The sequence below is a fragment of the Parasphingorhabdus sp. genome (assembly GCF_036964675.1).
In the GTDB taxonomy this organism is placed as follows: domain Bacteria; phylum Pseudomonadota; class Alphaproteobacteria; order Sphingomonadales; family Sphingomonadaceae; genus Parasphingorhabdus.
Genome location: NZ_JBALTF010000001.1, coordinates 28,419 through 50,181 on the forward strand (window position 1 = coordinate 28,419; position 21,763 = coordinate 50,181).

Consider the following 21,763-nt stretch of genomic DNA (forward strand, 5'->3'; position numbering starts at 1 on the left):
GGATCGTCCTTCCAAAACTCTGGCGGTTAAGCAAGAGCCGTTCTTATTTTATCGCAACTACGCAATAAAATATCAGCAAAATGCCGTTGTCCTGCCTCTGTCCGGATCAGATCCTGCCGGACCTCGACACCGATATAGGGCTGGCCGATCGCTTCGCACTGGCGGTTCATCGTCGCGTTCAGATCCTTGCCCGAATAGGGCTGCTGATCGCCGACACGCAATTCCGCCTCTTCGCCCAGAAACTGGAGCGCCATGCGGGAGGCCGTCTGATATTCATTATACATGATGCCCATATCCCACGGTCGTTCCAGCTGCGGGTTGGAACGGAGCGTCGGTGAAAAGCTGTGCAGCGAAGCAACCAGGGCTGGCTTCAAGTCCGCAATCAATGCCGCGACCCGGTCGTGATAGGGGGTAAAGAAACGATCCAGTCTCGCTTGCCGGTCCTCGGCGGACAGATGATTGCCCGGAATTTCGACGCCGTCGCTGCGTTCGACGATAACCGCTGCTTCATCGGGATAGCGGTTGAGATCAACAATCAGCCGGGAATTGGTGCTGAGAACCGCCAGATAGCCGCTTTTCTCCGTCATCAACCGGGCAATTGGCGCAATGCCCGGATCAAAGGCGATATGATCCTCCCGATATTGCGGCGAAATGCCCAGATCGATATCGTCAGGCACATGGCTGGAGGCATGATCGACCACGATCAGCACGCCGCCTGCCGAGGGAATACCGGATATTTCAAAAGCTTCGGTCATCGAATTTTTCCTATCAACGTCCATATCCCGTCCATCGCCTGCAGACAGTGCTGCTCGGCATTTTTGGCCGCCGCCAGACTGTCAAACAAGGCAAAACAGGTCGCGCCAGACCCGGACATCCGGGCGATGATCGGCTGGCGATCTTCCAGCAATTGCAGCACATCGGTCAATATCGGCACCAGCGCGACGGCCGGTTTCTGCAGATCGTTTCTGCCATTTTGCGCCGCCGGGATGACTGGCCCGCTTGCCAGAGCGCCGCGATCGACACCATCCCAGGCGGCGAATATGTCCGCCGTTGACACCGGAACCCGCGGATTGATCAGCAGTGCGGTGCAGCCGCGCAAATCATCATCGGGAATGCGGGTCAGGTCATGACCAATGCCGGTGCCGCGACAGGTCTGGCTGACCACACAGGCGGGAAGATCGGCACCCAGCGGCCCCGCGACATCCGCCAGTTCGGCAATCGAAAGATCCAGCCCCCAGAACCGGTTAAGCAAGCGCAGCGTTGCTGCAGCATCGGCCGAGCCTCCGCCAATGCCCGATGCGACCGGCAGTCGCTTGTCCAGATGGAGGCGGGCACCAAGCTTCACATTGGATATGTCGGCAAGCCGTTTGGCCGCTTGCAGCACAAGATTGTCGGTGTTGCTGAGTCCCTCCGCGAAGGGACCGCTTATTGCCATAGTCACGTCATCACCCGGCTGAACCGCAATCAGATCGCCAGAATCGACAAAGGCGAATATCGTTTCAATATCATGATAGCCATTTGGCAGTCGCTTGCGGACATGGAGCGCCAGATTCAATTTTGCATAGGCGATTTCGCTGTTGGTCGCGCCCAAAACTGGATCGGACATCAGGGCGATATAAGGTCGGGCCGGAGACCCAGGTCTATTTTACTGGCGAGACGCTGCATATCCTCACCTTCTGCGAATAATTTTGCCGATTTCCAAGCATAGCGCGCTTCATAGAGACGGCCAACAGTCCAATAGGCATCACCGAGATGTTCATTGATCGTCGGATCCTGCGGCTGGCCTTCAAGCGCGCTTTCCAAATAGGTCACGGCACGTTGATGGTCGCCGGTGATGAAATAGGCCCAGCCAAGGGAATCGGTGATAGCCGGCGAATCAGAACGCAAATCATATGCTTGCTTGATCGCGGCGACGGCTGCTTCCTCATTTTCCCGGCGTTCGAGTTGGGCGTAACCAAGATAGTTCAGAATGGTCGGCGAATTGGGCAGCAATGCATTGGCTTTTTGCAGCGATTGCAGGCCTGCAGGCCATATCCCGGCCTGTTCCTGGGCACCGCCCAGCGCGAGCCAGTAATTGGCCATCAGTGCGTCTGGTCGTTCCAGCTTCTCGGCCAGTTTGACGGCCGATTCAAAAGCGCTGGCCGCCGCTCCGTTTTCGCCCTGCGCTTGCAGGGACTGGCCCTTCAATATGTATAGTTCGGGAGCATCCGGATTATATTCCAAGGCCGTGTCCAGCCGCGCAATCGCCTGATCATAGTGACTATTGGCGACAAGACTGGCGATCTCCGAACTCAGCCCGATCAGATAATATGGGCTTTCACGACCGATCTGAGCATATTCTGCCACCGCCAGATCATGGCTGTCGGCGGTTGCATAGGCTCGTCCAAGCGTCAGATGCGCATAATCTGATTTGTCGGCGATCCGCGTGCTGGCCTGTGCCAGGACCTGGGACAGAAATTCGGCCCGCTGCACCGCGACATCGCTCGACAATCTTTGAAACAGAAATGCCAGCCCAATGGATGGTGTGACCTTTTGCCCAACGCCCTGTTGCTGATCAGCGTCAATCTGCTGATGCAATCTTTGCTCTGCTCCCGACGACTGAAACTTCAAGATTTGCCTTGCCGTTTCCGCGTCATTCTTCGCCCAGAAATGCTGAGCCGCCAATATGCGTAACGGCGCCATGCGGGGTTCGTTGCGCTCGACAAGCCCGGTCAGCAGAACGAGCGCTTCACTTTCCTGCCGGTTCGCCAGCAGGTTCAATATCAGATGCTCTTCCAGATAATATTTGGCGGTCGCACTGGTCTGTGCCTGCGAAAGGGCGGCGGTGGCATCCCGACCTCTTGCGGTTGCCAGCCAAGCCTCCAGAAACGGTTGCAGGAAGGCAAAATTCTTGAGCGCTTCCAGTTCGACAATCGCCAGATCGGCGCCGTTCCAGTCGCGCTGCGCGAAGGCCGAGGCATAGAGCAACAGCGGCATTTCCGGATCGGCCTTGCCGCGCAGCAGCATGATCCGGGCGGCTTTCACCGCCAGATCAAAATCACCAACCTCAATGGCGCTGACATAAGCTTTCCCCGCCAGCATCTCATTGTCCGGCTGCTCTTTCAGGCTCTCGCCATAGATCGTGGCAGCGGCATGCGGTTCATCAGATGATTCAGCAAGCCGGGCCTCGACAAAACGGTTCAGGGCCGCTGCACTGTCGCCGCGGTTGGCCTGCGCCGGTGAAGCGGCCAGTCCGGCGACAAGCAGCGCGCTTAAACCAATGTTACATATTCGGATAATTTGGACCTCCGCCACCTTCCGGTACGACCCAATTGATATTCTGGGACGGGTCCTTGATATCACAGGTTTTACAATGAACGCAATTTTGTGCGTTGATCTGGAATTTCGGCTTGCCGGCTTCGTCTTCGATAAATTCGTAAACACCGGCCGGGCAATAGCGTGCCGAAGGTCCGGCAAAGACCGGAAGATTGACATCAACCGGAATATTCGGATCTTTCAGTTGCAGATGCACCGGCTGGTCTTCTTCGTGATTGGTGTTCGACAGGAATACCGAAGACAGGCGATCAAAAGTAATTTTCCCATCGGGCTTGGGATATACGATCTTCTCGCAATGTTCCGCCCGTTTCAGCCGCGACCAGTCGGGGTGCAATTTCATCGTGAACGGCATTTTGATCTTGAGATGCTCTGCCCACATATTCATTCCGGAGAGAATGGTGCCGAGGAAATCACCATATTTCTCGACCGCTGGCAGGACATTGCGAACCACGCGCAATTCTTCACGCACCCAGCTATTCTCATAGGCGGTTCCGTAAGCGCTCAGTTCGTCGCTTGTGCGTTCAGCCACTATCGCTTCAAACGCGGCTTCTGCGGCCATCATACCGGTCTTCATTGCGGTATGTGTGCCCTTGATCCGCGGAACATTCACGAAACCGGCAGAACAGCCGATCAGCGCGCCGCCGGGGAAGAACAGTTTCGGTACGGCCTGAAAACCGCCGTCATTGATCGCTCGCGCACCATAAGAAACGCGCTTGCCGCCTTCCAATATCTTGCGAATTTCGGGATGTTGTTTCCACCGCTGCATTTCTTCGAACGGCGAGAGATAGGGGTTTTCATAGTTCAGCCAGGTGACAAAACCGAGCGCAACCTGATTATCGGCCTGGTGATAAATGAAGCCACCGCCGTTGGCGCCCTCGCTGAGCGGCCAGCCTTGCGAGTGGATGACGCGGCCCGGCTTGTGCTTGGCAGGGTCAATGTCCCAAAGCTCCTTGATGCCGAGACCGTAGATTTGTGGCTGACTGTCTGCGGTCAGCGCAAACTGCCTTTTCAATATCTTGGTGAGATGGCCATGGGCGCCCTCGGCGAAGAACGTGTATTTCGCATGCAGTTCGAGACCCGGCTCGTAATCCGGCTTGTGGCTGCCATCACGGGCAACGCCCATATCGCCGGTGGCGACGCCCTTTACCGATCCGTCATCATTGTATAAAATTTCCGCAGCGGCAAAGCCGGGGAAAATCTCGATCCCCATATTCTCGGCCCGTTCGCCCAGCCAGCGACACAGATTGCCAAGCGAGCCGGTATAGGTTCCCTTGTTGTGCATGAACGAAGGCGTCACGAAATGTGGTATCGAGAATTTCTTGTTTTTCGTGAGAATCCAGTGATGATTTTCGGTCACCGGCGTTTTTGCCAGCGGACAGTCCTCATCCCGCCATGCCGGAAGCAATTCGTCCAGAGCCTTGGGATCGATGACCGCACCGGATAGAATATGCGCGCCGATTTCGGAGCCTTTTTCCAATATGCATACGGAGAGGTCCTTGCCTGCTTCGTCAGCCAGTTGCTTGAACCTTATCGCTGCGCTGAGACCGGCGGGACCACCCCCGACTATCACCAGATCATACGGCATTGACTCTCGTTCGCTCATCTCGTTTTTCCTACAATTCTTGCTTTTATTCTCTTGTACATTCGGTCTGTCGTAAACCGCAACCCGCTGGGCAGAAACCTGCTTTCCCGCCAATTGACCTATTCGTCAACTCATGACTCTATGCAGGAATGAATTTAATTTCCTCTCCGACGACAAAAGCATCCGCAGAGTCGATGATCCACAGCCTGCAAGACTGGTGGTCGCTGGCTGGTGTCGAACTGGATTATGCCGATCAACCCGCGGCGCTTTTGGCTATTGAAACTGTTGCTCCGGCGAAAGCAGCGTCGCCGACGGTAGTCGTTACGGAACGCGTGCTGGAGCAGGCCAAATTTCCGACACAGGATGAACCGCTACCTGCCGCTTATCCGGATTTTCTCGATTGGCTGGCAAAGGACAATGGTCTGATCGAAGCCAGCTGGTCGAAGCATAGAGTATCGCCACAGGGTGATCTGGAACCGGAGGTCATGGTTGTTTCCGCGCTCCCCGAAAAAAACCGGAATGGCGGTGTCCAGCTGTTCAATACGGACAATCAGAAGCTGCTGGAAAAGATGTTGGCCGCGATCGGATGTGATTCGCAGCAATCCTATCTGGCGAACATCACCGTATCGGTTCCCGTGGATGGCCGGATTGACGAGCAACATTGGCCGACGCTCAAAAAACGGCTTTTGCATCACATCGGGCTGGTTCGTCCGAAACGCGTAATCTGCTTCGGCGACATGGCTGCAAAAATCATATTTGGGCAGGATCTGCTTACAGCGCGCAAAAATAAGCAATTTATTAACGATAGTGCATCAAAAACAGAGGCGATCGTAACATTTCATCCGCGGATTCTGATCGAACGGCCGTTTTTCAAGGCCGAATCTTGGAAAGATCTGCAAATGCTGACAAGGATTTCTACCTAGTGAAACTGAAATTTGCACTCACCGCATCGCTTCTCGCTCTTGTTGCAACGCCGGCGCTCGCCGATGATGGGGCGGTTCTCTACAACAGCGCCTCGATCGCCCAATATGTGCCGTCACAGCTGAAGCAGCAGCAATCGGACCATTATCGCGCCCTGTTCTCGGCAATGAGCACCAATCATTGGGATGTTGCGAAAAACCTGATGGACACGGCACCGACCGGGCCGCTCAAATCGATCGCGCAGGCGGAATATTTTCTGGCGGCGAATAGCCCAAGGGCCGAACTCGGGCCATTGCTGACTTTGGTGAATGAGGCACCGCAAATACCGCAAGCCGCCCAATTGGGCCGATTGGCCCAGAAACGCGGCGCTCAGTTGCTGCCCAATCTGCCGCAACGACGCAACCTGTCCTGGGTGCCCGGCTCGCCGATTCGGTCAAAGCCAAAAGATGTGGATTCCGACAGCACGGCAAATGGCGTGCGCGGCCAGATTATTGAATTTATCAAGACGGACAATCCGCAAGGCGCAGAAGGATTGCTCAGCGCGAGCGTCATGGACATGACGTCTGAAGGACGTACGGAACTGGAGCAAAGGATTGCCTGGTCTTATTATATCGAGAATGACGACGCTTCCGCCTTGCGCCTGGCACGGCTAGCCCAAAAGGGTGCAGGCGAATGGGTTGGTCATGCCAATTGGGTCGCTGGACTGGCCGCATGGCGCCTGAACGATTGCCAGTCTGCCAGCACCGCTTTTGAGACAGTCGGCCGGTCGGCCGCCAATGTCGACCTGCAAGCCGCCGGTCTCTACTGGAGCGCGCGTTCTGATCTCAAATGTGGCCAGCCGGAAAAAGTACAAGGCAAATTACAGGCGGCCGCGCGTCTCAATGACAGCTTTTACGGCATGCTTGCCGCGCAAACGCTGGGCATGGAGCCGGACAAATCGGATACCGCCGAATCATTCGAAAAATCGGATTGGCACGCGCTCCAACGTCATGAAAATGTCCGCGCTGCCATCGCCCTGGTTGAAATTGGCGAAGAACAGCTGGCGGATGAAGTGCTTAGGCATCAGGCGACGATCGGAGAAAGCAGCGATCACCCTGCCCTGATCAAACTCGCCCGCGAACTGGATTTGCCGCGAACCCAGCTGTGGCTCGCCCATAATGCGCCGCGCGGCATGGCGCCGGATGTGCAAGCCCGTTTTCCTGCGCCAAAATGGAAGCCTGACGGCGGTTGGCGAGTCGATCCGGCGCTCATATATGCGCATACGTTGCAGGAATCCGCCTTTCGTAGCCAGGTCGTGAGCCCGGCCAACGCGATCGGATTGATGCAGGTGCGTCCGGGAACAGCCGGAGATATCGCCAGGGCCAATGGCGTGAATTTCACCGAAGCCGATCTGCTCCGGCCTTCGACCAATCTGGAATATGGTCAGTCCTATCTCGAATATCTCGACAAATCATCGATTACCGGCGGCAAGCTGCCAAAGATCGCAGCAGCCTATAATGCCGGACCGGGCGCCGTGCAGCGCTGGAACACGGAAATAAAGGACAATGACGATCCGCTATTGTTCATGGAAAGCATCCCCTATGTCGAGACCCGCGGATATGTCTCGATCATCCTGCGCAACTACTGGATGTATGAAAAACAGGCCGGTATCCAGTCGGTCAGCGCGCGCGCATTGTCGCAAAATCAATGGCCAAAATTTCCAGGGCATCCGGACAAAAGAAAAACGCAGTTCACGTCGCGCTGACGCTAGCCACCGCTGACGTGAAAAAGCCGGGCGGTGCTTTGTGCACCGCCCGGCTTTTTTATTCATAAATATTTATCAGCCTAGTAGCGATAATGGTCCGGTTTGAACGGGCCTTCAGTCGGCACGCCGATATAGTCAGCCTGTTCCTGGCTCAGCTTGTCCAGTTTTACGCCGAGCTTGGCCAGATGCAGTTCAGCGACTTTCTCGTCGAGATGCTTGGGCAGAACATAGACATCATTTTCATATTGCTCGGGACGCAACCACAATTCGATCTGCGCCAGCACCTGATTGGTGAAGCTTGCCGACATCACGAAGCTTGGGTGACCGGTTGCACAGCCCAGGTTCACCAGACGGCCCTGTGCCAGAATGATCAGCTTCTTGCCGTCCGGGAATTTCACTTCATCAACCTGCGGCTTGATCTCGGTCCATTGCATGTTCTTGAGGGCGCTGATCTGAATCTCGCTGTCAAAGTGACCGATGTTACAGACAATCGCCCGATCCTTCATGGCGCGCATGTGATCAACGGTGATCACATCCTTGTTGCCGGTGGTGGTGACGAAAATGTCGCCCCGTTTGGTGCCCTCGTCCATGGTCACGACTTCGAAGCCTTCCATGGCTGCCTGAAGCGCGCAAATCGGGTCGATTTCGGTTACCAGCACGCGGGCGCCGCCGTTGCGGAGCGACTGGGCCGAGCCCTTGCCGACATCGCCGAAGCCGGCGACAACCGCGACCTTGCCGGCCAGCATGACGTCGGTGGCGCGACGGATCGCGTCGACCAGTGACTCTTTACAACCGTAGAGATTGTCAAATTTGGACTTGGTCACACTGTCGTTGACGTTGATCGCCGGGAAAGGAAGCTTGCCGATTTTGGCCAGTTCGTAAAGACGGTGAACGCCAGTGGTGGTTTCTTCCGAAACGCCCTTGATGCTGGCAACAGTTTTGGTCAGGTAACCAGGCCGTTCTGCCAGAAAGCGGGTCAGGGTAGCGACGAAGACTTCTTCTTCTTCATTGTCTGGTGTGAACAATTCTTCACCGGCTTCAACCCGAGCACCCCAAAGTGCGAACATGGTGGCATCGCCGCCATCGTCCAGAATCAGGTTGCAGGTCTCATCGGTGCCCCAGTCAAAAATACGCTCAACATAAGACCAATATTCTTCAAGCGTTTCGCCCTTGATTGCGAAAACCGGGGTTCCGCCAGCTGCGATAGCCGCTGCGGCATGGTCCTGGGTCGAGAAAATATTGCAGGATGCCCAACGCACTTCCGCGCCAAGGTCGAGCAGGGTTTCAATCAACACAGCCGTTTGAATGGTCATGTGCAGCGAACCAGTGATCCGGGCACCTTTCAAAGGCTTGTCTGCGCCAAATTCTTCACGCAAAGCCATCAGGCCCGGCATTTCAGTTTCAGCTATTTCAATTTCTTTCCGACCGAAATCGGCGAGTGAAATGTCCTTGATAACATAATCCTGGGTTGCGGTATCCGCTGCGGTGGCCACTTCATGTCTCCTTGAAAAACGAAATGCCGCACGGGCGATCCGATGCGACAACATGACCTTATAATAGCGGCTTGTCGGCTTGGAAGCAAATATAAAGATGTCTTTATATTTGAAATTTTGTGAGTCTGGTGCGCCGCAGGTCGTAATAATCAGAAGGTCAGGCGCTGCCAAATCCGCTGGACAGCTTCTTCGGATCGATACCCAGAGCTTCCCAGGCCATCAGCCATTTGTCGCCAGAATCGGTTTCGTACAGCCAATCTGGAGACCCTTTGGCGATGGTCCAGCCATTCTGGGTCAATTCGCTTTCCAGCTGTCCGCCACCCCATCCGGAATAGCCGAGTGCAATGATCCATTTTTCCGGACCACGACCCTGGGCTATTGCGTTCAGCATATCGATCGAGCTGCTGAGCCCCCAGCAGTCGCCGACCTGCAGCGTATCCGACATGTTGATGTCGAGACTGTGGATGATGAAACCGCGCTGCGTTTCCATCGGGCCGCCCAGAAATACCTCGCAGTCGGGCGCGTCGGTCGTGTCGATGTCGAACTGTTTGAGAATATCGTGAAAACTGACTCCCTCGACCGTTTTACCGATGTTGATGCCCAAAGCCCCATTTTCGTCATGGGAACAGATTGCCACCACCGATCGCGCAAAACGGGAGTCCGCCATTCCTGGGGTGGCGAGGAGGAATTGTCCGGAGAAGAAAACGGGATCATGCATAGACGCCTGCATAGCGATGCAAATATCAACTGCCCATGGCAAATTTCACTAGTCTTGTGTCTGGCAGCTTTGCCAGCTTGCAATTTCATCTGCCCGTCACCACTATCAGCTACAGAGGCAGGCTTTCTCAGCCCAATCAAAACCAGGAGCAAGATATGATTAAAAAAGGCGACAAGATTCCCGAAGTGAAACTGGTCAAGGCGACCGCAGCAGGCCCAGAGCAAGTCAGCTCCAGCGAATATTTCGCCGGCAAGAAAGTGGCGCTCTTTTCCGTTCCCGGCGCTTTCACACCGACCTGCTCGGCGAAGCATCTTCCCGGCTATGTCGAAAAAGCCGCCGAACTCAAGGCCAAGGGCGTTGATGAAATTGCCTGCACCGCCGTGAATGACGCGTTCGTAATGGGTGCATGGAACGATGCATCCGGTTCGGAAGATGTCACCATGCTGGCTGACGGCAATGGCGAATTTGCCCAGGCAGTTGGCCTGACCATGGATGGTTCCGGCTTTGGCCTAGGAACACGTGGCCAGCGTTTCTCGATGATCGTCAATGACGGCGTTGTCGAAGAATTGAACGTCGAAGCACCGGGCGACTTCAAGGTCAGTGCTGCGGAATATATGCTCGACCAGCTTTAATCCAAATCCAAAGAATAAAGGCCGGCGGAAACCCAGTGTTCCGCCGGCTTTTTAGTGGCTACCATCCGCAGGACTTGCCCTTATTTTCTTCCTTCAGCCAGTCCATCAGTGGCGCAAAATAGCTGATCATGGCTGAGCCATCCATTTCGCGGGTTCCGGTAAAGGCTTCGAGCGCGTCGGGCCAGGGTTTGGAAGCGCCCATTTCCAGCATCGCGTTCAGCTTCGCGCCGACCTGCTTGTTGCCGTAGAAGGAACAGCGGTGCAGCGGTCCTTTCCAGCCGGCGGCATCGCAGGCGGCCTTGTAGAACTGGAATTGCAGTATCCGGGCGAGGAAATAGCGCGAATAAGGCGTGTTGCCCGGGATGTGATATTTTGCGCCGGGGTCAAAAGCATCGGCGGGCCGCTCAACCGGCGGCGTGATGCCCTGATATTGCAGCTTCAGGTCATGCCACGCGGTCGTATAGTCCGCCGGCTTGATATCGCCCTGGAACACACCCCAGCGCCATTTGTCGACCAGCAGGCTGAAGGGCAGGAACGCGACCTTGTCCATCGCCTGACGGAGTAACAGGCCGACATCCTTGTCCGCGCTCGGTACCTTGTCGGCGTCGAGCAAGCCGACCTGCACCAGATATTCCGGCGTGATCGACAAGGCGATGGCATCACCAATCGCTTCATGGAAACCGTCATTGGCGCCATCCAGATGCAGATAGCTCTGCTTGTTATAGGCGCGCTGATAATAATTGTGGCCTAGCTCGTGATGGATGGTGGTGAAATCGTCACCATTGACCTTGATGCACATCTTGATCCGGACATCATCCTTGTTGTCGATATCCCAGGCGCTGGCGTGGCAGACCACTTCGCGGTCGGCAGGCTTGGTGAACAGGGATCTTTGCCAGAAGGTTTCGGGAAGCGGGGCGAAGCCGAGCGAGGAGAAGAAGCCTTCGCCGGCCTTGACCATCTTCATCGCGTCATAATCTTTCGCCGTCAGCAGTTCGGTCGTATCGAAGCCGATGTCGCCGGCCCCTGCCGGTGCGACGATATCATAGATATTGCCCCATTCCTGCGCCCACATATTGCCGAGCAGGTCGGCGCGGATTGGTCCCGTCGCAGGCTGCACTTCGTCGCCATATTTTTCGTTGAGCTTTTCGCGGGTGTAACAATGGAGCTGGTCATAAAGCGGCTTGACCTGCGCCCATAATTTGTCGGTCAGTTTGGCGAAATCGTCGGCCGGCATATCATAGCCGGAGCGCCACATCGCGCCGACATCGGCAAAGCCGAGCTCCTTGGCGCCTTCATTGGCGATTTCGACCATGCGGGCATAATCGTCCTTCATCGGCGCGCCGACATTATCGTGCCAGCTTTCCCACATTTCGGACAGTTCGTCGGGATTGCGATTGGTGCCCATCGCCGCCTCAATGTCGGAGCCGTTTATTTCCTCGCCGTTCAGCGTGCCCTTGCCCTTGCCGTAAGCCGAGTTCAGCTTGGTCGCGATCTCGTTCAGTTCGGTCGAAGCACCCGCTGTGGTTGGTGCCGGGAGCACGATTCCGCCGCGCAATTTGTCCAGCTTGCGCCTGGTGACGGCATCGAGTCCGGCAACATCGTTGAACCGGGCCGCGTCAATAGCTGCCTGGACCGACATCGTTGTTCCCTCGGCGCCGACCTTGGCGGCCAAGGCATCGGTATCATCGGTGATGAAGTTGGAATTGATCCAGTAGATCCGTCCGGCGTCGATCGAGAAGTCGAACAGCTGCTGCTCGGTTTCATCGACAAATTGCTTTGCATCTGCCGCTGTCGGGGCAACGGTTGCTTCCATCGCATCATTTTCATGATGTTTGGCCGATGCCGGTGTTGTCAGAGCCATGGTGGCGATTGCGACGATCGAAGCGGCGGTTTTCATATGGTGATCCTCAACTGTTTTGACTTTGGTTGAAATTGAAACTTTATTGCCTGCCGGTCAAGCCCGCGTTTCGCTCCATCTCCAGACAAGCGCGGCGATCATGGCAACGGTACCGACGATCCAGCTGATGGTTTTGACCGGTTTCGCCAGTGCTGCTGTTGCCGCGAATATATCACTACCCTGTTCGCGGACGAGCTGGACCAGCTGGCAGAGGGTTTCGACATAATCGGACAAGCCAAAGAGGAAATATGACAGCACGCATAGCAGGCCGAGTTTCTTGAGCGCGGGCGATTTTCCTCGCTGCCAGATCAGCCGTCCGCCGATGATGCCGCCCGACATATAGAGGGTGATGAACACAAGGTCTGCGATCATGCCCCAACGGGCGATGTCCAGCACACCTGCAGCAGTCCAGCTTTGCTGAATGGCATTTACCCTTTCCGCCGTTGCAGCGCCCTGATGATCGAGTATGCCATTGGGAGCGACGATGGTCTCCAGCGCCCCGCCCGAAATGATCAGATAGACAAACAGCGCCATCCCGCCGCCCCAGAATATCCAGAAATTGCGCCAGCTATAGAGTTTCGGCATCGTTCCTCCTATCCGACCAGAAAGCGCAGCATTTCCTGACCCAGTTCCGCGTTGGTGACACTGCTCATATGGGTTCCCGGGATCGCGACATGCCGCCCTCCGGACAATAGTCCAGCCAGTTTCACCGGATCCCCGTTATCACGATCTTCCGATCCGCAGAGCACCAATGTCGGCGTGTCTATAACCGCCAATGCCTCCGGTTCCAAATCAGAGAATGTCCTGAGCAGACAGGATGCGGCAACCGGATCGACCTTCTGGCTCTTCATGAACTGGATCGCCAGCCAGTGCGGGTCGCCCCGCCTGGCGCTATCCTTGAGCCGGATCGCCTCCTGGAAAAATTCCTGCCGCCGTTGCCATCCGGCCAGGCCTTCCAGCCCCATGCCGGCGAGTATCGCCTTGCCCGGCTTGGCGCCGGTCACCAGCAGCCGCGCCGTCGTCCGGGCGCCGAGCGAGAAGCCGCCCAGATCATAGTCGGACAATTGCAGATGCGCGATCAGCGCCTCAATGTCCTTAACCAGCACATCATCGGGATAGGCGGCAGGATCATGTGGAGCCGCGCTGTCACCATGGGCGCGCAGGTCGGGCATGATCACCCAGAACCCTGCGTCGGCCAGCAGCTGGGCATGGCCGAATTTGATCCAGTTGGTGTGGGCATTGGAGAATAGACCGTGGAGCAGGATCACCGGATGTTGCCCGTCTTTGCCCTCACCCATTTCATGAATTTTGAGCTTCACCCCGTCAAAGGATGAAAAGTCCCAGTTTTTTAAAGTCATCAATCCGCTCTCATGATCCAAAGTTAGTCAAAGTCAGGGCCAAGGATGGCATTTCGGAGAAGACCATATCCATCCGTTTCTGGCGCTTCGAAAGGCTGGTTTCGATCAAGCAATAATGCGGACCATCAAGTCCAGCCTAACGTGTCTCGCTGGTGCAGGAAAGCCTCAAAAATCTAGCGCTCGACAAGACCCTTTTGCTGCATCCGCCAGACCGCCAGTTCGATCCGGTCCTGGCCGAAAAACGGTTCGCCTTCGAACACCAGAGTCGGCACGCCCCAGTGGCCAGCGGCTTCGAGAGCCTTCTGATTGTCGGCAATTTCCGCGTCCAGCTCTTCGGCTTGAGATTTGGCCTCGGCGCGCAACTCCTTCAGGTTCAATCCTGCCCGGACCGCGGCACTGGCAAGATGATCACCCTCATGCCAGCCTGCGGTGCCACCCCAGATCAGTTGCGACACTTCATTGGCAAATTCCAGCCCCTTGCCGCGGCGCGAAGCCGCCTGTCCCATCCGGGTCAGCTCAAAAATATAGGGCTGCTCATCGGCAATCTTGCGGGTCTTCATATCCTGCACGATCGGATCGGGATTGGGCGGTGCCATCGGGATGCCCATATGCTGCGCCACGCGAAACATGTCGCGGAACGTATAGCCGAGCCAATTGGGATGGTTTTTTTCGAAAAAGTCCGGTTCCCGGATCGCCAGCGGATAAACGAAGCGCTGATTGATCCGCAGATCATATTTCTGCGTCAGCGCGACATAGCGACGAGTCGCCAGATAGCTGTAGGGAGAACGGAAGGACCAATAGACGTCTGCTTGTAATGTCATTTCTATATCGTAACTCCGATTGCAATCTTCGCAAGCACATAGTGATTGTGATTAGTAAGCATTGCTATTATATATCCACTTATGAGCGAAGCTATCGGATTTCTGATTCACGACACCGCGCGGCTGTTCCGGCGAGAACTGAACGAGCGTATGCGGCACAGCGGCGTGACGGCGCTGCAATGGCGGCTGCTGGCCTATCTGGCCCGCAACGAGGGAACCAACCAGATCAAACTGGCGGAATTTCTCGAGGTCGAACCAATCACCCTCTCACGAATGATCGACCGGCTTGCCGATGCAGGAATGCTCAGTCGTCGCCGCGATCCGGACGACCGGCGGGCCTGGTGCCTCTATCTCGAAGCGAAATCATGGCCATTGATTGATGAAATGAGAGCCGCTTCGGCGCTACTCGCCGATTCTGCCCAGGAAGGCCTGAACGCCGATGAACGAGAGCAGCTAGCAAATCTCGTCGAACGCATGCGCCAGAATTTGTCGCGCAAGGCATCTGATGCAAAACAACCGGAACAGGCGGCCTGATGGACATGCTAAAATCCAAAGATATATCCGACCAATATGATTCGTCGGATAGCCTGGCCGAAGATGATCAGGATATAAAAAATGCCGACAACAGCGCATCCGCCAAGCCCAAGCGTCGCTGGGGTCGCTGGATCGTCATGGCGATTGTACCACTGGCCCTGATTGCGGTCGGGGGATATCTCTGGCTGACCAGCGGGCAAAGCGTGTCGACCGACAATGCCTATGTCCAGCAGGACCGGGTTTCGGTTGCCGCCGAAGTCGGTGGCCGGATCATTGAGGTCAATGTCGGCGCAAATGACCTGGTAAAGGAAGGCGACATCCTGTTCAGGATAGATCCCGCCCCGTTTGAAATCGCGCTGGCACAGGCCAATGCCGCGATTGCGGGCGCGGAAGTGCAGGTCCAGGCCTTGCGCACCACCGCTGCGGGGACCAGCGTGGATATATCTGCCGCCCGCGAAGATATCGCCTTTGCCCAGGCCACGTTCGAGCGGCAACAGGCACTGATGCAACGCGGTTTCACCACCAAGGCCGACTTTGACGCCGCCCAGCATGCGGTCGAACAGGCGCGCGAGAAGCTGCGCCAGGCGCAGGCTGACGCTGCCGAAGCGCACAGTTTCGCCGCCAATGCCCGTTCAATGCCGGGCGAAAATCCGGCGATCGCCGCAGCGAAAGTACAGCGGGAGCAGGCGCAGCTGAACCTGTCCCGCACGATCGTGCGGGCGCCATCCTCCGGACGGGTTGCCCAGGCAGACCGTTTGCAGATCGGGCAGATGATGGTCAGCGGCCTCCCTGCCCTGACCATTGTTTCGGACAAGAAAACCTGGGTGGAAGCCAATTTCAAGGAAACCGCTCTGGCAAAAATGCAAGTCGGTCAGCGCGCCAAGATCACCTTTGACGCCTATCCAGACATAAAGCTGAAGGGCCATGTCGAGAGCATCGGTGCCGGTACCGGCAGCGAATTTTCGGTATTGCCGGCGCAAAATGCAACCGGCAACTGGGTCAAAGTCACGCAGCGCGTGCCGGTAAGAATTGCCATTGACGACGCATCGCCGCGCCCGTTGATCGCCGGCCTGTCATCCGAAGTGACCGTCGACATCCGCACCAAGGGCAAATAATGGCGACCGCCGCAGCTGTCGCGGGTTCCACGCCAGAAATCGACATTACCCCATTAAAACGCGCGCTTTTGACTGTGGCGGTCATGGGCGCCTCGATCATCCAGATACTCGACTCTACCATTGCCAATGTGGCGCTGCCGCACATGCAGACCAGTCTTGGCGCATCGCTGGACACAGTGACCTGGGTGCTGACCAGCTATATCATCGCCTCTGCAATCGCGATGCCGATCACCGGCTGGCTGGCCGACCGGATCGGCGCGCGCCAATTATTCCTGATTTCGGTTACCGGATTTGTGCTGGCTTCCATGCTCTGCGGGCTGGCCACAAGCCTTGAGGAAATGGTTGCCTTTCGAGTGTTGCAAGGGATCAGCGGCGCCTTTATTGCGCCACTGGCCCAGACAGTGATGCTGGATATCAACCCGCCCGAGCGCCACGCCCGTGCCATGGCGATATGGGGTATGGGGATCATGATCGGACCGATCATGGGGCCTATCATTGGCGGCTGGCTAACGGAAAATTATAGCTGGCGCTGGTGCTTTTACGTCAATGTCCCGATCGGCATAGCAACCATTGCCGCGCTGTGGGTGCTGCTGCCGGGGAAACCGGTGTTCCGACGAAAATTCGATCATCTCGGCTTCTGGGCGTTGGCCGTCGGACTGGGAAGTTTGCAGCTGCTGCTCGATCGCGGCACCCAGCTGGACTGGTTTGACAGCTGGGAAATCCGCATTGAAGCGGCGATCGCTATCGCTGCATTCTGGATTTTCGTGGTGCAAATGGCGACCGCTAAAAATGCATTATTCGCAAGAGAAATGCTGGCCAACCGGAGTTTTGCCACGAGCTTGTTCTTCATGATCGTCATCGGCATCGTGATGTTCGCCAACATGGCATTGCTGCCGCCAATGATGCAGAATCTGTACGGCTATCCGGTGATCGATACCGGCCTGCTGCTGGCGCCGCGCGGCGTCGGCATTTTGCTCAGCATGGCTGTGGCAGGCCGGCTGGTGGGGAAAGTCGATGCCCGGCTGCTGGTCGGCACCGGATTTTCGATTGCCGCCTTTTCCATGTGGCAAATGACCCAATGGTCGATGGAGATGGACTGGCGGCCCTTTGTGGTCAGCGGCCTGGTTCAGGGGATAGGCATGGGACTGGTGTTCATTCCGCTCAACACGCTGGCATTCGCTTCCCTGTCGCCACAATTGCGCACCGATGGCTCGAGCCTGCTCAACCTGTTCCGCAGTATCGGCGCGTCTGTCGGTATCTCGATTGCATCCTCGCTGCTAGGCAAGAATATCCAGACCAGTCACAATGACCTGGCGTCCCACGTCACCGGCTCGACGTTCAACAATATCGATGCCAGCACCGCAGACCGGTTTCAGGGCCTTGGCGATCAGGCGATGGTGATGGCCAACGCGCTGATCAACAAACAGGCCGCGATGATCGCCTATCTCGATGATTTCTGGGCGATGATGTGGGTCACGCTGGCCGTCATCCCGCTGGTATTGCTGTTGCAGAAACCCAAGCCGGGAGCAAAAGCCGGACCATTGATGGAGTGACTAGCCTTTTTTCAAATGCTTCCGACCCAGCAATTCGGCGATCTGCACGGCATTGAGCGCTGCGCCCTTGCGGAGATTGTCGCTGACGCACCAGATATTCAGGCCATTTTCGACCGTAGGGTCTTCGCGCACGCGGCTGATGAAGGTGGCGCCATCGCCGACGCATTCGACCGGGGTGACATAGCCTTCGTCTTCGCGCTTATCGATCAGCATGATGCCGGGCGCATCGCGCAGGATTTTCTGGGCATCCGATGCGGACAGCTCATTTTCGAATTCGATATTGATCGACTCGCTGTGACCGACAAAGACCGGCACGCGGACGCAGGTTGCGGTGACCTTGATCTTGGGATCGAGAATCTTCTTGGTCTCGACGACCATTTTCCATTCTTCCTTGGTCGAACCATCGTCGAGAAACACGTCGATATGCGGAATCACGTTGAACGCGATCTGCTTGGTGAAGACGTGGTTTTCCTTGGGGTCGCCGACGAAAATCGCACGGGATTGCTCGAACAGTTCGTCCATGCCGCCCTTGCCAGCGCCGGAGACCGACTGGTAGGTGGACACAACCACGCGCTTGATCTTCGCCGCATCGTGCAGCGGTTTCAGCGCCACGACCATCTGCGCGGTCGAGCAATTGGGGTTGGCGATGATATTGCGTTTGGTATAGCCGCTGATCGCCTCGGGGTTCACTTCGGGCACGATCAACGGCACGTCCGGATCCATCCGGTAGAGCGAGCTGTTGTCGATCACCACACAGCCAGCGGCTGCGGCCTTGGGTGCATATATCTTGGTCGCGGCGGAACCGGCAGCAAATAAAGCCATGTCCCAGCCAGCAAAATCGAAATGCTCGATATTCTGCACCTTGAGCATCTTGCCGGTGTCGCCAATCTCGATCTCGCTGCCGTGCGAACGCGAAGACGCGACCGCTGCGATCTCGTCATAAGGAAATTCGCGTTCGGCCAGAACGTTGAGCATTTCGCGCCCGACATTGCCCGTGGCACCGACAACTACAATTTTGTAACCCATGAAACTTTTCCTGTGGCTGATAGTAAAACAGCCGGTTTTCCTGATTTGGAGAACCGGCTGTTTGAAACTTTTATGAAGCGATGATTATTTTGCTTCTGTGCCTTTCGTAGGCTGGTTCAAACGGCGTTCCGCAATACGGGCCCGCTTACCAGTACGGCCGCGCAGATAGTAAAGTTTCGCACGACGCACGATACCGCGGCGAACCACGGTGATGCTGTCAATATTCGGGGAGTAGAGCGGGAACACGCGCTCAACGCCTTCGCCGAACGACATTTTGCGTACGGTGAAGTTGGAGCCCATGCCGCGATTGGTCCGTGCGATGCACACACCTTCGAAATTCTGGGTACGGACGCGTTCGCCTTCGACGACGCGAACACCGACGCGCAGTGTATCACCAGCGCGAAATTCGGGGATTTCCTTGGACGCGATAAATGCGTCTACGGCTTCTTTTTCCAATGTTTGAATCAGGTTCATGACCTATTCCTTATCTTTATCTTTTTCTTGCGCACCAGAGGGCGACTGATCCGGAGCATCCCTGTGACGCTCCCATAAATCCGGCCGCCTTAGCCGTGTATCTTCCTCTGCCCTTTGTTTCCGCCAAGCAGCTATTTTCGCATGATCCCCCGATCGCAAGACTTCAGGGATTATGCGCCCTTCCCATATTTGAGGTCGGGTATATTGCGGATATTCCAGAATAACGTTCTCGAAACTCTCGTCATCTCCGCTAGAAGTCGCGCCCATTACCCCGGGAAGCAGCCGAATGCAAGCGTCTAAAAGCACCAGAGCGCCCATTTCTCCGCCGGACAGGATATAGTCGCCGATCGAGACTTGTTCAATATCGCGGGCATCGAACAGGCGTTCGTCGAACCCCTCGAAACGGCCGCAGATTATGGTGACGCCGGGACCGGACGCGATTTCGCGGACCCGCGCCTGGGTCAGCGGTTTGCCGCGCGGGGTCATGGCCAGGATGGGGGCGGTTGGCGGGGTATCCGTTTGTGGTGAGCCTGTCGAAGGGCGCTTCTCTGACGAGAGGCGCCGTTCACCTGCGGTGGCCTTCGGCTCGACAAGCTCAGGGCTAACGGAATTAGGCTCACCACTAACGGTTGCCAACGGCCCCTCCCCGTTCGTGTCGAGCGAAGTCGAGACATCGTCGCCCGCCAACCCGTCTCTCGACTGCGCTCGAGACGAACGGATTTGCTCGGCCATCCGCTCCACCGCATGGTCGACCGCTGCTGCCATGATATCCGCCCGCAGCACCATGCCGGCACCACCGCCCGCCGGCGTATCATCAACGCTGCGATGCTTGTCGGTGGTGAAATCACGCGGGTTGATGGTGTCGCAAGCCCACTTCCCCTCGGCCAGCGCCCTGCCCGCCAGCGATGTGCCGAGTGGACCGGGAAACATGTCCGGGTAGAGCGTGAGGATTTGGGCGGTGAAGGTCATTTGTCTTTGCGCCAATTTATCCAGAGAATGGCGGTGGTCATGCCGACAAAGAAACTGCCGAACAAGCCGACAGCGGCGCCGATCGACATCGCTACTATCCCGCCATCGCCACAAGTCTGAACAGCCATGCAATGGTCAGATTGCATCCACCAGAGACTGAACAGCCAGTAGATTACAAATAATCCGGGTGTCGGAAGGCTGGCCAGAAACGGCAGCCAAGCGAGACTGATATTAGGCTTGACCCGTTTCGCAATCTCGATGAACGCTATGGTCAGGCCCGCGATGATAATGATAGTGATGATGAGCATCATGGCGCGAGATTGGTCATGCAGCAACCGTCCAATTTTCGATTTTCAGTCCCGGCATATCGGCGAAATGCTTTTCATTATGGGTAACCATGATCAAATCATGCGATAAGGCATGCGCCGCAATCAAGCGGTCGAAACTTCCGCGTTTGAAGGGCAGAGAGGCATAAGCCAGAGCAGCCTTGTAATCGAAATTCAGCACTGGCACTTCTTCAACAAACGCTCTCAACTGTTCGATGACGGGCGGCTGTTCGTTCAATGATCCGAACGCAACCTCGGCATAGGCTATTGCAGATGTCACGAGATCTCCCTCGTCGCACTCGGCGGCTCGCCGCACCACGTATTCGTTCGCATTCATGGTCAAACAGACGATGATGTTGCTATCGAGCATATATTTCATGCCGGGCGATCCGGCCAGTCGAGCGAACGCTCCTCGAACTGTCGGGCGTCATCGCCAATCAGCTTCAAACTCGATGCCGATCCGGCGACCTTGGCAATGTTGAACTTGCGCTTTGGCCTGTCGACTGGCTCCAGTGACAGGAATTCACCATCTTCCACGGTCAAGTCCATCTCCATACCCGCTTCCAACTTGGTACCCGCCGGGATGCGCACGGCGATCGAATTGCCTGATTGAAAGACCTTGGTGCGAAAATGCTCCTTTTTGCGCACCTCCATCCAGGGGACGGAACCTAAGATACGCTTGAACCGGGGATTGTCACCCAATTTGGGTTTACCTATCTCACTGGCCATGTGATCCTCCGTATATACATGATGTATATACGCCAAAGCGAATGTGCGGTCAATCAGACCGGCTCGACAAAATCGGCCTGTACGATTGCCGGATCATTCCGCATATCGATCGCGATTACTGGCACCATGAATTTCTTGCCGCTGGCGCGTTCGATCTCGATCACGTCGCCGGCACCAAATTCGTAGATGGCGAAGATCTTGCCCAGTTCCTCGCCCGCATCGGAGACGCAGCGCAGGCCGATGATGTCGATATGATAAAATTCATCCTCGTCGAGCTCCGGCAAGGCGGAGCGCGGGACGGTGAGTTCGGTGCCGCGCGCGGCTTCGGCGCCGTTGCGATCGGTGATTTCCGCGATACGGGCAATCGCGCCCATTTTATGGGGCTTGACCGATTTCAGGGTCAATTTGCCGTCGTTGAAATTTTTATGGACGGTCAGGCTGTCGAGACTGTCGCAGAACAGCTTGAGCCGGACTTCGCCGGTGATCCCGTGCGCGCCGATGATCACGGCGAGCGGGACGGGTTTGTCGGGGGCGGGAGTCATAAGCCCCTCGCTTT

23 protein-coding genes are annotated in these 21,763 nt (G+C 56.4%); 6 read left to right on the plus strand and 17 right to left on the minus strand.

Features of this window, described 5'->3' with window-relative positions; genetic code table 11:
• Window positions 1–26: 26 nt before the first annotated feature.
• From V7665_RS00130 to V7665_RS00145, 4 genes are read right to left on the minus strand one after another with little or no spacing between them, the layout of a single operon-like run.
• Window positions 27–755: an N-formylglutamate amidohydrolase gene (locus tag V7665_RS00130; RefSeq protein ID WP_335662509.1), complete on the minus strand. Its 729-nt coding sequence runs from the start codon at window positions 753–755 to the stop codon at window positions 27–29.
• Entirely contained in the window at window positions 752–1,606 is an 855-nt protein-coding gene (locus tag V7665_RS00135) for a 4-(cytidine 5'-diphospho)-2-C-methyl-D-erythritol kinase (protein WP_335662510.1), read from the minus strand. The genes V7665_RS00130 and V7665_RS00135 overlap by 4 nt, the downstream gene beginning before the upstream one ends.
• Window positions 1,606–3,294, minus strand: a complete 1,689-nt coding sequence (locus V7665_RS00140) for a tetratricopeptide repeat protein (RefSeq protein WP_335662511.1) — start codon at window positions 3,292–3,294, stop codon at window positions 1,606–1,608. The genes V7665_RS00135 and V7665_RS00140 overlap by 1 nt, the downstream gene beginning before the upstream one ends.
• Window positions 3,263–4,918 (minus strand): electron transfer flavoprotein-ubiquinone oxidoreductase, encoded by a 1,656-nt coding sequence (locus tag V7665_RS00145; protein WP_335662512.1) that lies wholly within the window; start codon window positions 4,916–4,918, stop codon window positions 3,263–3,265. The genes V7665_RS00140 and V7665_RS00145 overlap by 32 nt, the downstream gene beginning before the upstream one ends.
• 128 nt (window positions 4,919–5,046) lie before the next feature.
• Here V7665_RS00145 and V7665_RS00150 point away from each other — a divergent pair, with 128 nt between their 5' ends.
• Together V7665_RS00150 and V7665_RS00155 are read left to right on the plus strand one after the other, a co-directional pair.
• The gene (locus V7665_RS00150; protein ID WP_335662513.1) at window positions 5,047–5,820 is read left to right on the plus strand and encodes a uracil-DNA glycosylase family protein; all 774 of its coding nucleotides are present in this window, start codon (window positions 5,047–5,049) and stop codon (window positions 5,818–5,820) included.
• Complete coding sequence (locus V7665_RS00155; RefSeq protein ID WP_335662514.1) at window positions 5,820–7,562, plus strand: lytic transglycosylase domain-containing protein; 1,743 nt, start codon at window positions 5,820–5,822, stop codon at window positions 7,560–7,562. Before V7665_RS00150 ends, V7665_RS00155 begins: the two co-directional genes overlap by 1 nt.
• Before the next feature lie 80 nt (window positions 7,563–7,642).
• Here V7665_RS00155 and ahcY read toward each other — a convergent pair whose 3' ends face one another.
• Both ahcY and V7665_RS00165 read right to left on the minus strand, forming a co-directional pair.
• A complete protein-coding gene (gene ahcY, locus V7665_RS00160) occupies window positions 7,643–9,055 on the minus strand; it encodes an adenosylhomocysteinase (RefSeq protein ID WP_335662515.1) in 1,413 nt (470 codons plus the stop codon).
• A gap of 157 nt (window positions 9,056–9,212) precedes the next feature.
• Window positions 9,213–9,773 carry a YqgE/AlgH family protein gene (locus V7665_RS00165; protein WP_335662516.1) on the minus strand — a complete coding sequence of 187 codons (561 nt, stop codon included), beginning with the start codon at window positions 9,771–9,773 and terminating at the stop codon, window positions 9,213–9,215.
• A gap of 155 nt (window positions 9,774–9,928) precedes the next feature.
• Here V7665_RS00165 and V7665_RS00170 point away from each other — a divergent pair, with 155 nt between their 5' ends.
• On the plus strand, window positions 9,929–10,405 hold the full coding sequence (locus V7665_RS00170; protein WP_335662517.1) for a peroxiredoxin: 477 nt from the start codon (window positions 9,929–9,931) through the stop codon (window positions 10,403–10,405).
• Window positions 10,406–10,463: 58 nt separating this feature from the next.
• Here V7665_RS00170 and V7665_RS00175 read toward each other — a convergent pair whose 3' ends face one another.
• The 4 genes from V7665_RS00175 to V7665_RS00190 form a co-directional block, all read right to left on the minus strand.
• Window positions 10,464–12,266 (minus strand): M2 family metallopeptidase, encoded by a 1,803-nt coding sequence (locus V7665_RS00175; RefSeq protein ID WP_442955141.1) that lies wholly within the window; start codon window positions 12,264–12,266, stop codon window positions 10,464–10,466.
• Between the two features lie 93 nt (window positions 12,267–12,359).
• Window positions 12,360–12,887, minus strand: coding sequence for a hypothetical protein (locus tag V7665_RS00180; protein ID WP_335662519.1), 528 nt, complete (start codon window positions 12,885–12,887; stop codon window positions 12,360–12,362).
• Window positions 12,888–12,895: 8 nt separating this feature from the next.
• Window positions 12,896–13,660: an alpha/beta fold hydrolase gene (locus V7665_RS00185; protein ID WP_335662520.1), complete on the minus strand. Its 765-nt coding sequence runs from the start codon at window positions 13,658–13,660 to the stop codon at window positions 12,896–12,898.
• A 173-nt stretch (window positions 13,661–13,833) separates the two neighbouring features.
• Window positions 13,834–14,481, minus strand: a complete 648-nt coding sequence (locus tag V7665_RS00190; protein ID WP_335662521.1) for a 2-hydroxychromene-2-carboxylate isomerase — start codon at window positions 14,479–14,481, stop codon at window positions 13,834–13,836.
• An 81-nt stretch (window positions 14,482–14,562) separates the two neighbouring features.
• Here V7665_RS00190 and V7665_RS00195 point away from each other — a divergent pair, with 81 nt between their 5' ends.
• The 3 genes from V7665_RS00195 to V7665_RS00205 are packed head-to-tail and all read left to right on the plus strand — an operon-like array spanning window position 14,563 to window position 17,683.
• On the plus strand, window positions 14,563–15,015 hold the full coding sequence (locus V7665_RS00195; protein ID WP_335662522.1) for a MarR family winged helix-turn-helix transcriptional regulator: 453 nt from the start codon (window positions 14,563–14,565) through the stop codon (window positions 15,013–15,015).
• A complete protein-coding gene (locus tag V7665_RS00200) occupies window positions 15,015–16,130 on the plus strand; it encodes an HlyD family secretion protein (RefSeq protein WP_335662523.1) in 1,116 nt (371 codons plus the stop codon). Before V7665_RS00195 ends, V7665_RS00200 begins: the two co-directional genes overlap by 1 nt.
• The gene (locus V7665_RS00205; RefSeq protein WP_335662524.1) at window positions 16,130–17,683 is read left to right on the plus strand and encodes a DHA2 family efflux MFS transporter permease subunit; all 1,554 of its coding nucleotides are present in this window, start codon (window positions 16,130–16,132) and stop codon (window positions 17,681–17,683) included. Before V7665_RS00200 ends, V7665_RS00205 begins: the two co-directional genes overlap by 1 nt.
• Here the strand turns inward: V7665_RS00205 and V7665_RS00210 are convergent, their stop codons facing one another.
• The 7 genes from V7665_RS00210 to rimM all read right to left on the minus strand — a co-directional run bounded on the left by V7665_RS00210 (window position 17,684) and on the right by rimM (window position 21,749).
• Window positions 17,684–18,709 carry an aspartate-semialdehyde dehydrogenase gene (locus V7665_RS00210; RefSeq protein WP_335662525.1) on the minus strand — a complete coding sequence of 342 codons (1,026 nt, stop codon included), beginning with the start codon at window positions 18,707–18,709 and terminating at the stop codon, window positions 17,684–17,686.
• Window positions 18,710–18,793: 84 nt separating this feature from the next.
• Complete coding sequence (rplS, locus tag V7665_RS00215) at window positions 18,794–19,183, minus strand: 50S ribosomal protein L19 (protein WP_335662526.1); 390 nt, start codon at window positions 19,181–19,183, stop codon at window positions 18,794–18,796.
• A gap of 3 nt (window positions 19,184–19,186) precedes the next feature.
• Entirely contained in the window at window positions 19,187–20,152 is a 966-nt protein-coding gene (trmD, locus tag V7665_RS00220; RefSeq protein ID WP_335662527.1) for a tRNA (guanosine(37)-N1)-methyltransferase TrmD, read from the minus strand.
• Window positions 20,149–20,463 (minus strand): hypothetical protein, encoded by a 315-nt coding sequence (locus V7665_RS00225; protein ID WP_335662528.1) that lies wholly within the window; start codon window positions 20,461–20,463, stop codon window positions 20,149–20,151. Before V7665_RS00225 ends, trmD begins: the two co-directional genes overlap by 4 nt.
• A 13-nt stretch (window positions 20,464–20,476) precedes the next feature.
• Window positions 20,477–20,857, minus strand: coding sequence for a type II toxin-antitoxin system VapC family toxin (locus tag V7665_RS00230; protein WP_335662529.1), 381 nt, complete (start codon window positions 20,855–20,857; stop codon window positions 20,477–20,479).
• Window positions 20,854–21,207 (minus strand): AbrB/MazE/SpoVT family DNA-binding domain-containing protein, encoded by a 354-nt coding sequence (locus V7665_RS00235; protein ID WP_335662530.1) that lies wholly within the window; start codon window positions 21,205–21,207, stop codon window positions 20,854–20,856. Before V7665_RS00235 ends, V7665_RS00230 begins: the two co-directional genes overlap by 4 nt.
• A gap of 53 nt (window positions 21,208–21,260) precedes the next feature.
• Window positions 21,261–21,749, minus strand: coding sequence for a ribosome maturation factor RimM (gene rimM, locus V7665_RS00240; RefSeq protein WP_335662531.1), 489 nt, complete (start codon window positions 21,747–21,749; stop codon window positions 21,261–21,263).
• Window positions 21,750–21,763 lie beyond the last annotated feature (14 nt).

What these genes read in the sequence shown, in the direction of transcription:
- V7665_RS00180 (WP_335662519.1), bottom strand. Translation starts at nt 12,887, where the DNA reads ATGCCGAAACTCTATAGCTGGCGCAATTTCTGGATATTCTGGGGCGGC.
- V7665_RS00210 (WP_335662525.1), bottom strand. Translation starts at nt 18,709, where the DNA reads ATGGGTTACAAAATTGTAGTTGTCGGTGCCACGGGCAATGTCGGGCGC.
- V7665_RS00200 (WP_335662523.1), top strand. Translation starts at nt 15,015, where the DNA reads ATGGACATGCTAAAATCCAAAGATATATCCGACCAATATGATTCGTCG.
- V7665_RS00175 (WP_442955141.1), bottom strand. Translation starts at nt 12,266, where the DNA reads ATGGCTCTGACAACACCGGCATCGGCCAAACATCATGAAAATGATGCG.
- trmD (WP_335662527.1), bottom strand. Translation starts at nt 20,152, where the DNA reads ATGACCTTCACCGCCCAAATCCTCACGCTCTACCCGGACATGTTTCCC.
- V7665_RS00165 (WP_335662516.1), bottom strand. Translation starts at nt 9,773, where the DNA reads ATGCATGATCCCGTTTTCTTCTCCGGACAATTCCTCCTCGCCACCCCA.
- V7665_RS00135 (WP_335662510.1), bottom strand. Translation starts at nt 1,606, where the DNA reads ATGTCCGATCCAGTTTTGGGCGCGACCAACAGCGAAATCGCCTATGCA.
- V7665_RS00185 (WP_335662520.1), bottom strand. Translation starts at nt 13,660, where the DNA reads ATGACTTTAAAAAACTGGGACTTTTCATCCTTTGACGGGGTGAAGCTC.
- V7665_RS00150 (WP_335662513.1), top strand. Translation starts at nt 5,047, where the DNA reads ATGAATTTAATTTCCTCTCCGACGACAAAAGCATCCGCAGAGTCGATG.
- V7665_RS00190 (WP_335662521.1), bottom strand. Translation starts at nt 14,481, where the DNA reads ATGACATTACAAGCAGACGTCTATTGGTCCTTCCGTTCTCCCTACAGC.
- rimM (WP_335662531.1), bottom strand. Translation starts at nt 21,749, where the DNA reads ATGACTCCCGCCCCCGACAAACCCGTCCCGCTCGCCGTGATCATCGGC.
- V7665_RS00195 (WP_335662522.1), top strand. Translation starts at nt 14,563, where the DNA reads ATGAGCGAAGCTATCGGATTTCTGATTCACGACACCGCGCGGCTGTTC.
- V7665_RS00230 (WP_335662529.1), bottom strand. Translation starts at nt 20,857, where the DNA reads ATGAAATATATGCTCGATAGCAACATCATCGTCTGTTTGACCATGAAT.
- V7665_RS00130 (WP_335662509.1), bottom strand. Translation starts at nt 755, where the DNA reads ATGACCGAAGCTTTTGAAATATCCGGTATTCCCTCGGCAGGCGGCGTG.
- V7665_RS00235 (WP_335662530.1), bottom strand. Translation starts at nt 21,207, where the DNA reads ATGGCCAGTGAGATAGGTAAACCCAAATTGGGTGACAATCCCCGGTTC.
- rplS (WP_335662526.1), bottom strand. Translation starts at nt 19,183, where the DNA reads ATGAACCTGATTCAAACATTGGAAAAAGAAGCCGTAGACGCATTTATC.
- V7665_RS00170 (WP_335662517.1), top strand. Translation starts at nt 9,929, where the DNA reads ATGATTAAAAAAGGCGACAAGATTCCCGAAGTGAAACTGGTCAAGGCG.
- V7665_RS00225 (WP_335662528.1), bottom strand. Translation starts at nt 20,463, where the DNA reads ATGATGCTCATCATCACTATCATTATCATCGCGGGCCTGACCATAGCG.
- V7665_RS00145 (WP_335662512.1), bottom strand. Translation starts at nt 4,918, where the DNA reads ATGAGCGAACGAGAGTCAATGCCGTATGATCTGGTGATAGTCGGGGGT.
- V7665_RS00205 (WP_335662524.1), top strand. Translation starts at nt 16,130, where the DNA reads ATGGCGACCGCCGCAGCTGTCGCGGGTTCCACGCCAGAAATCGACATT.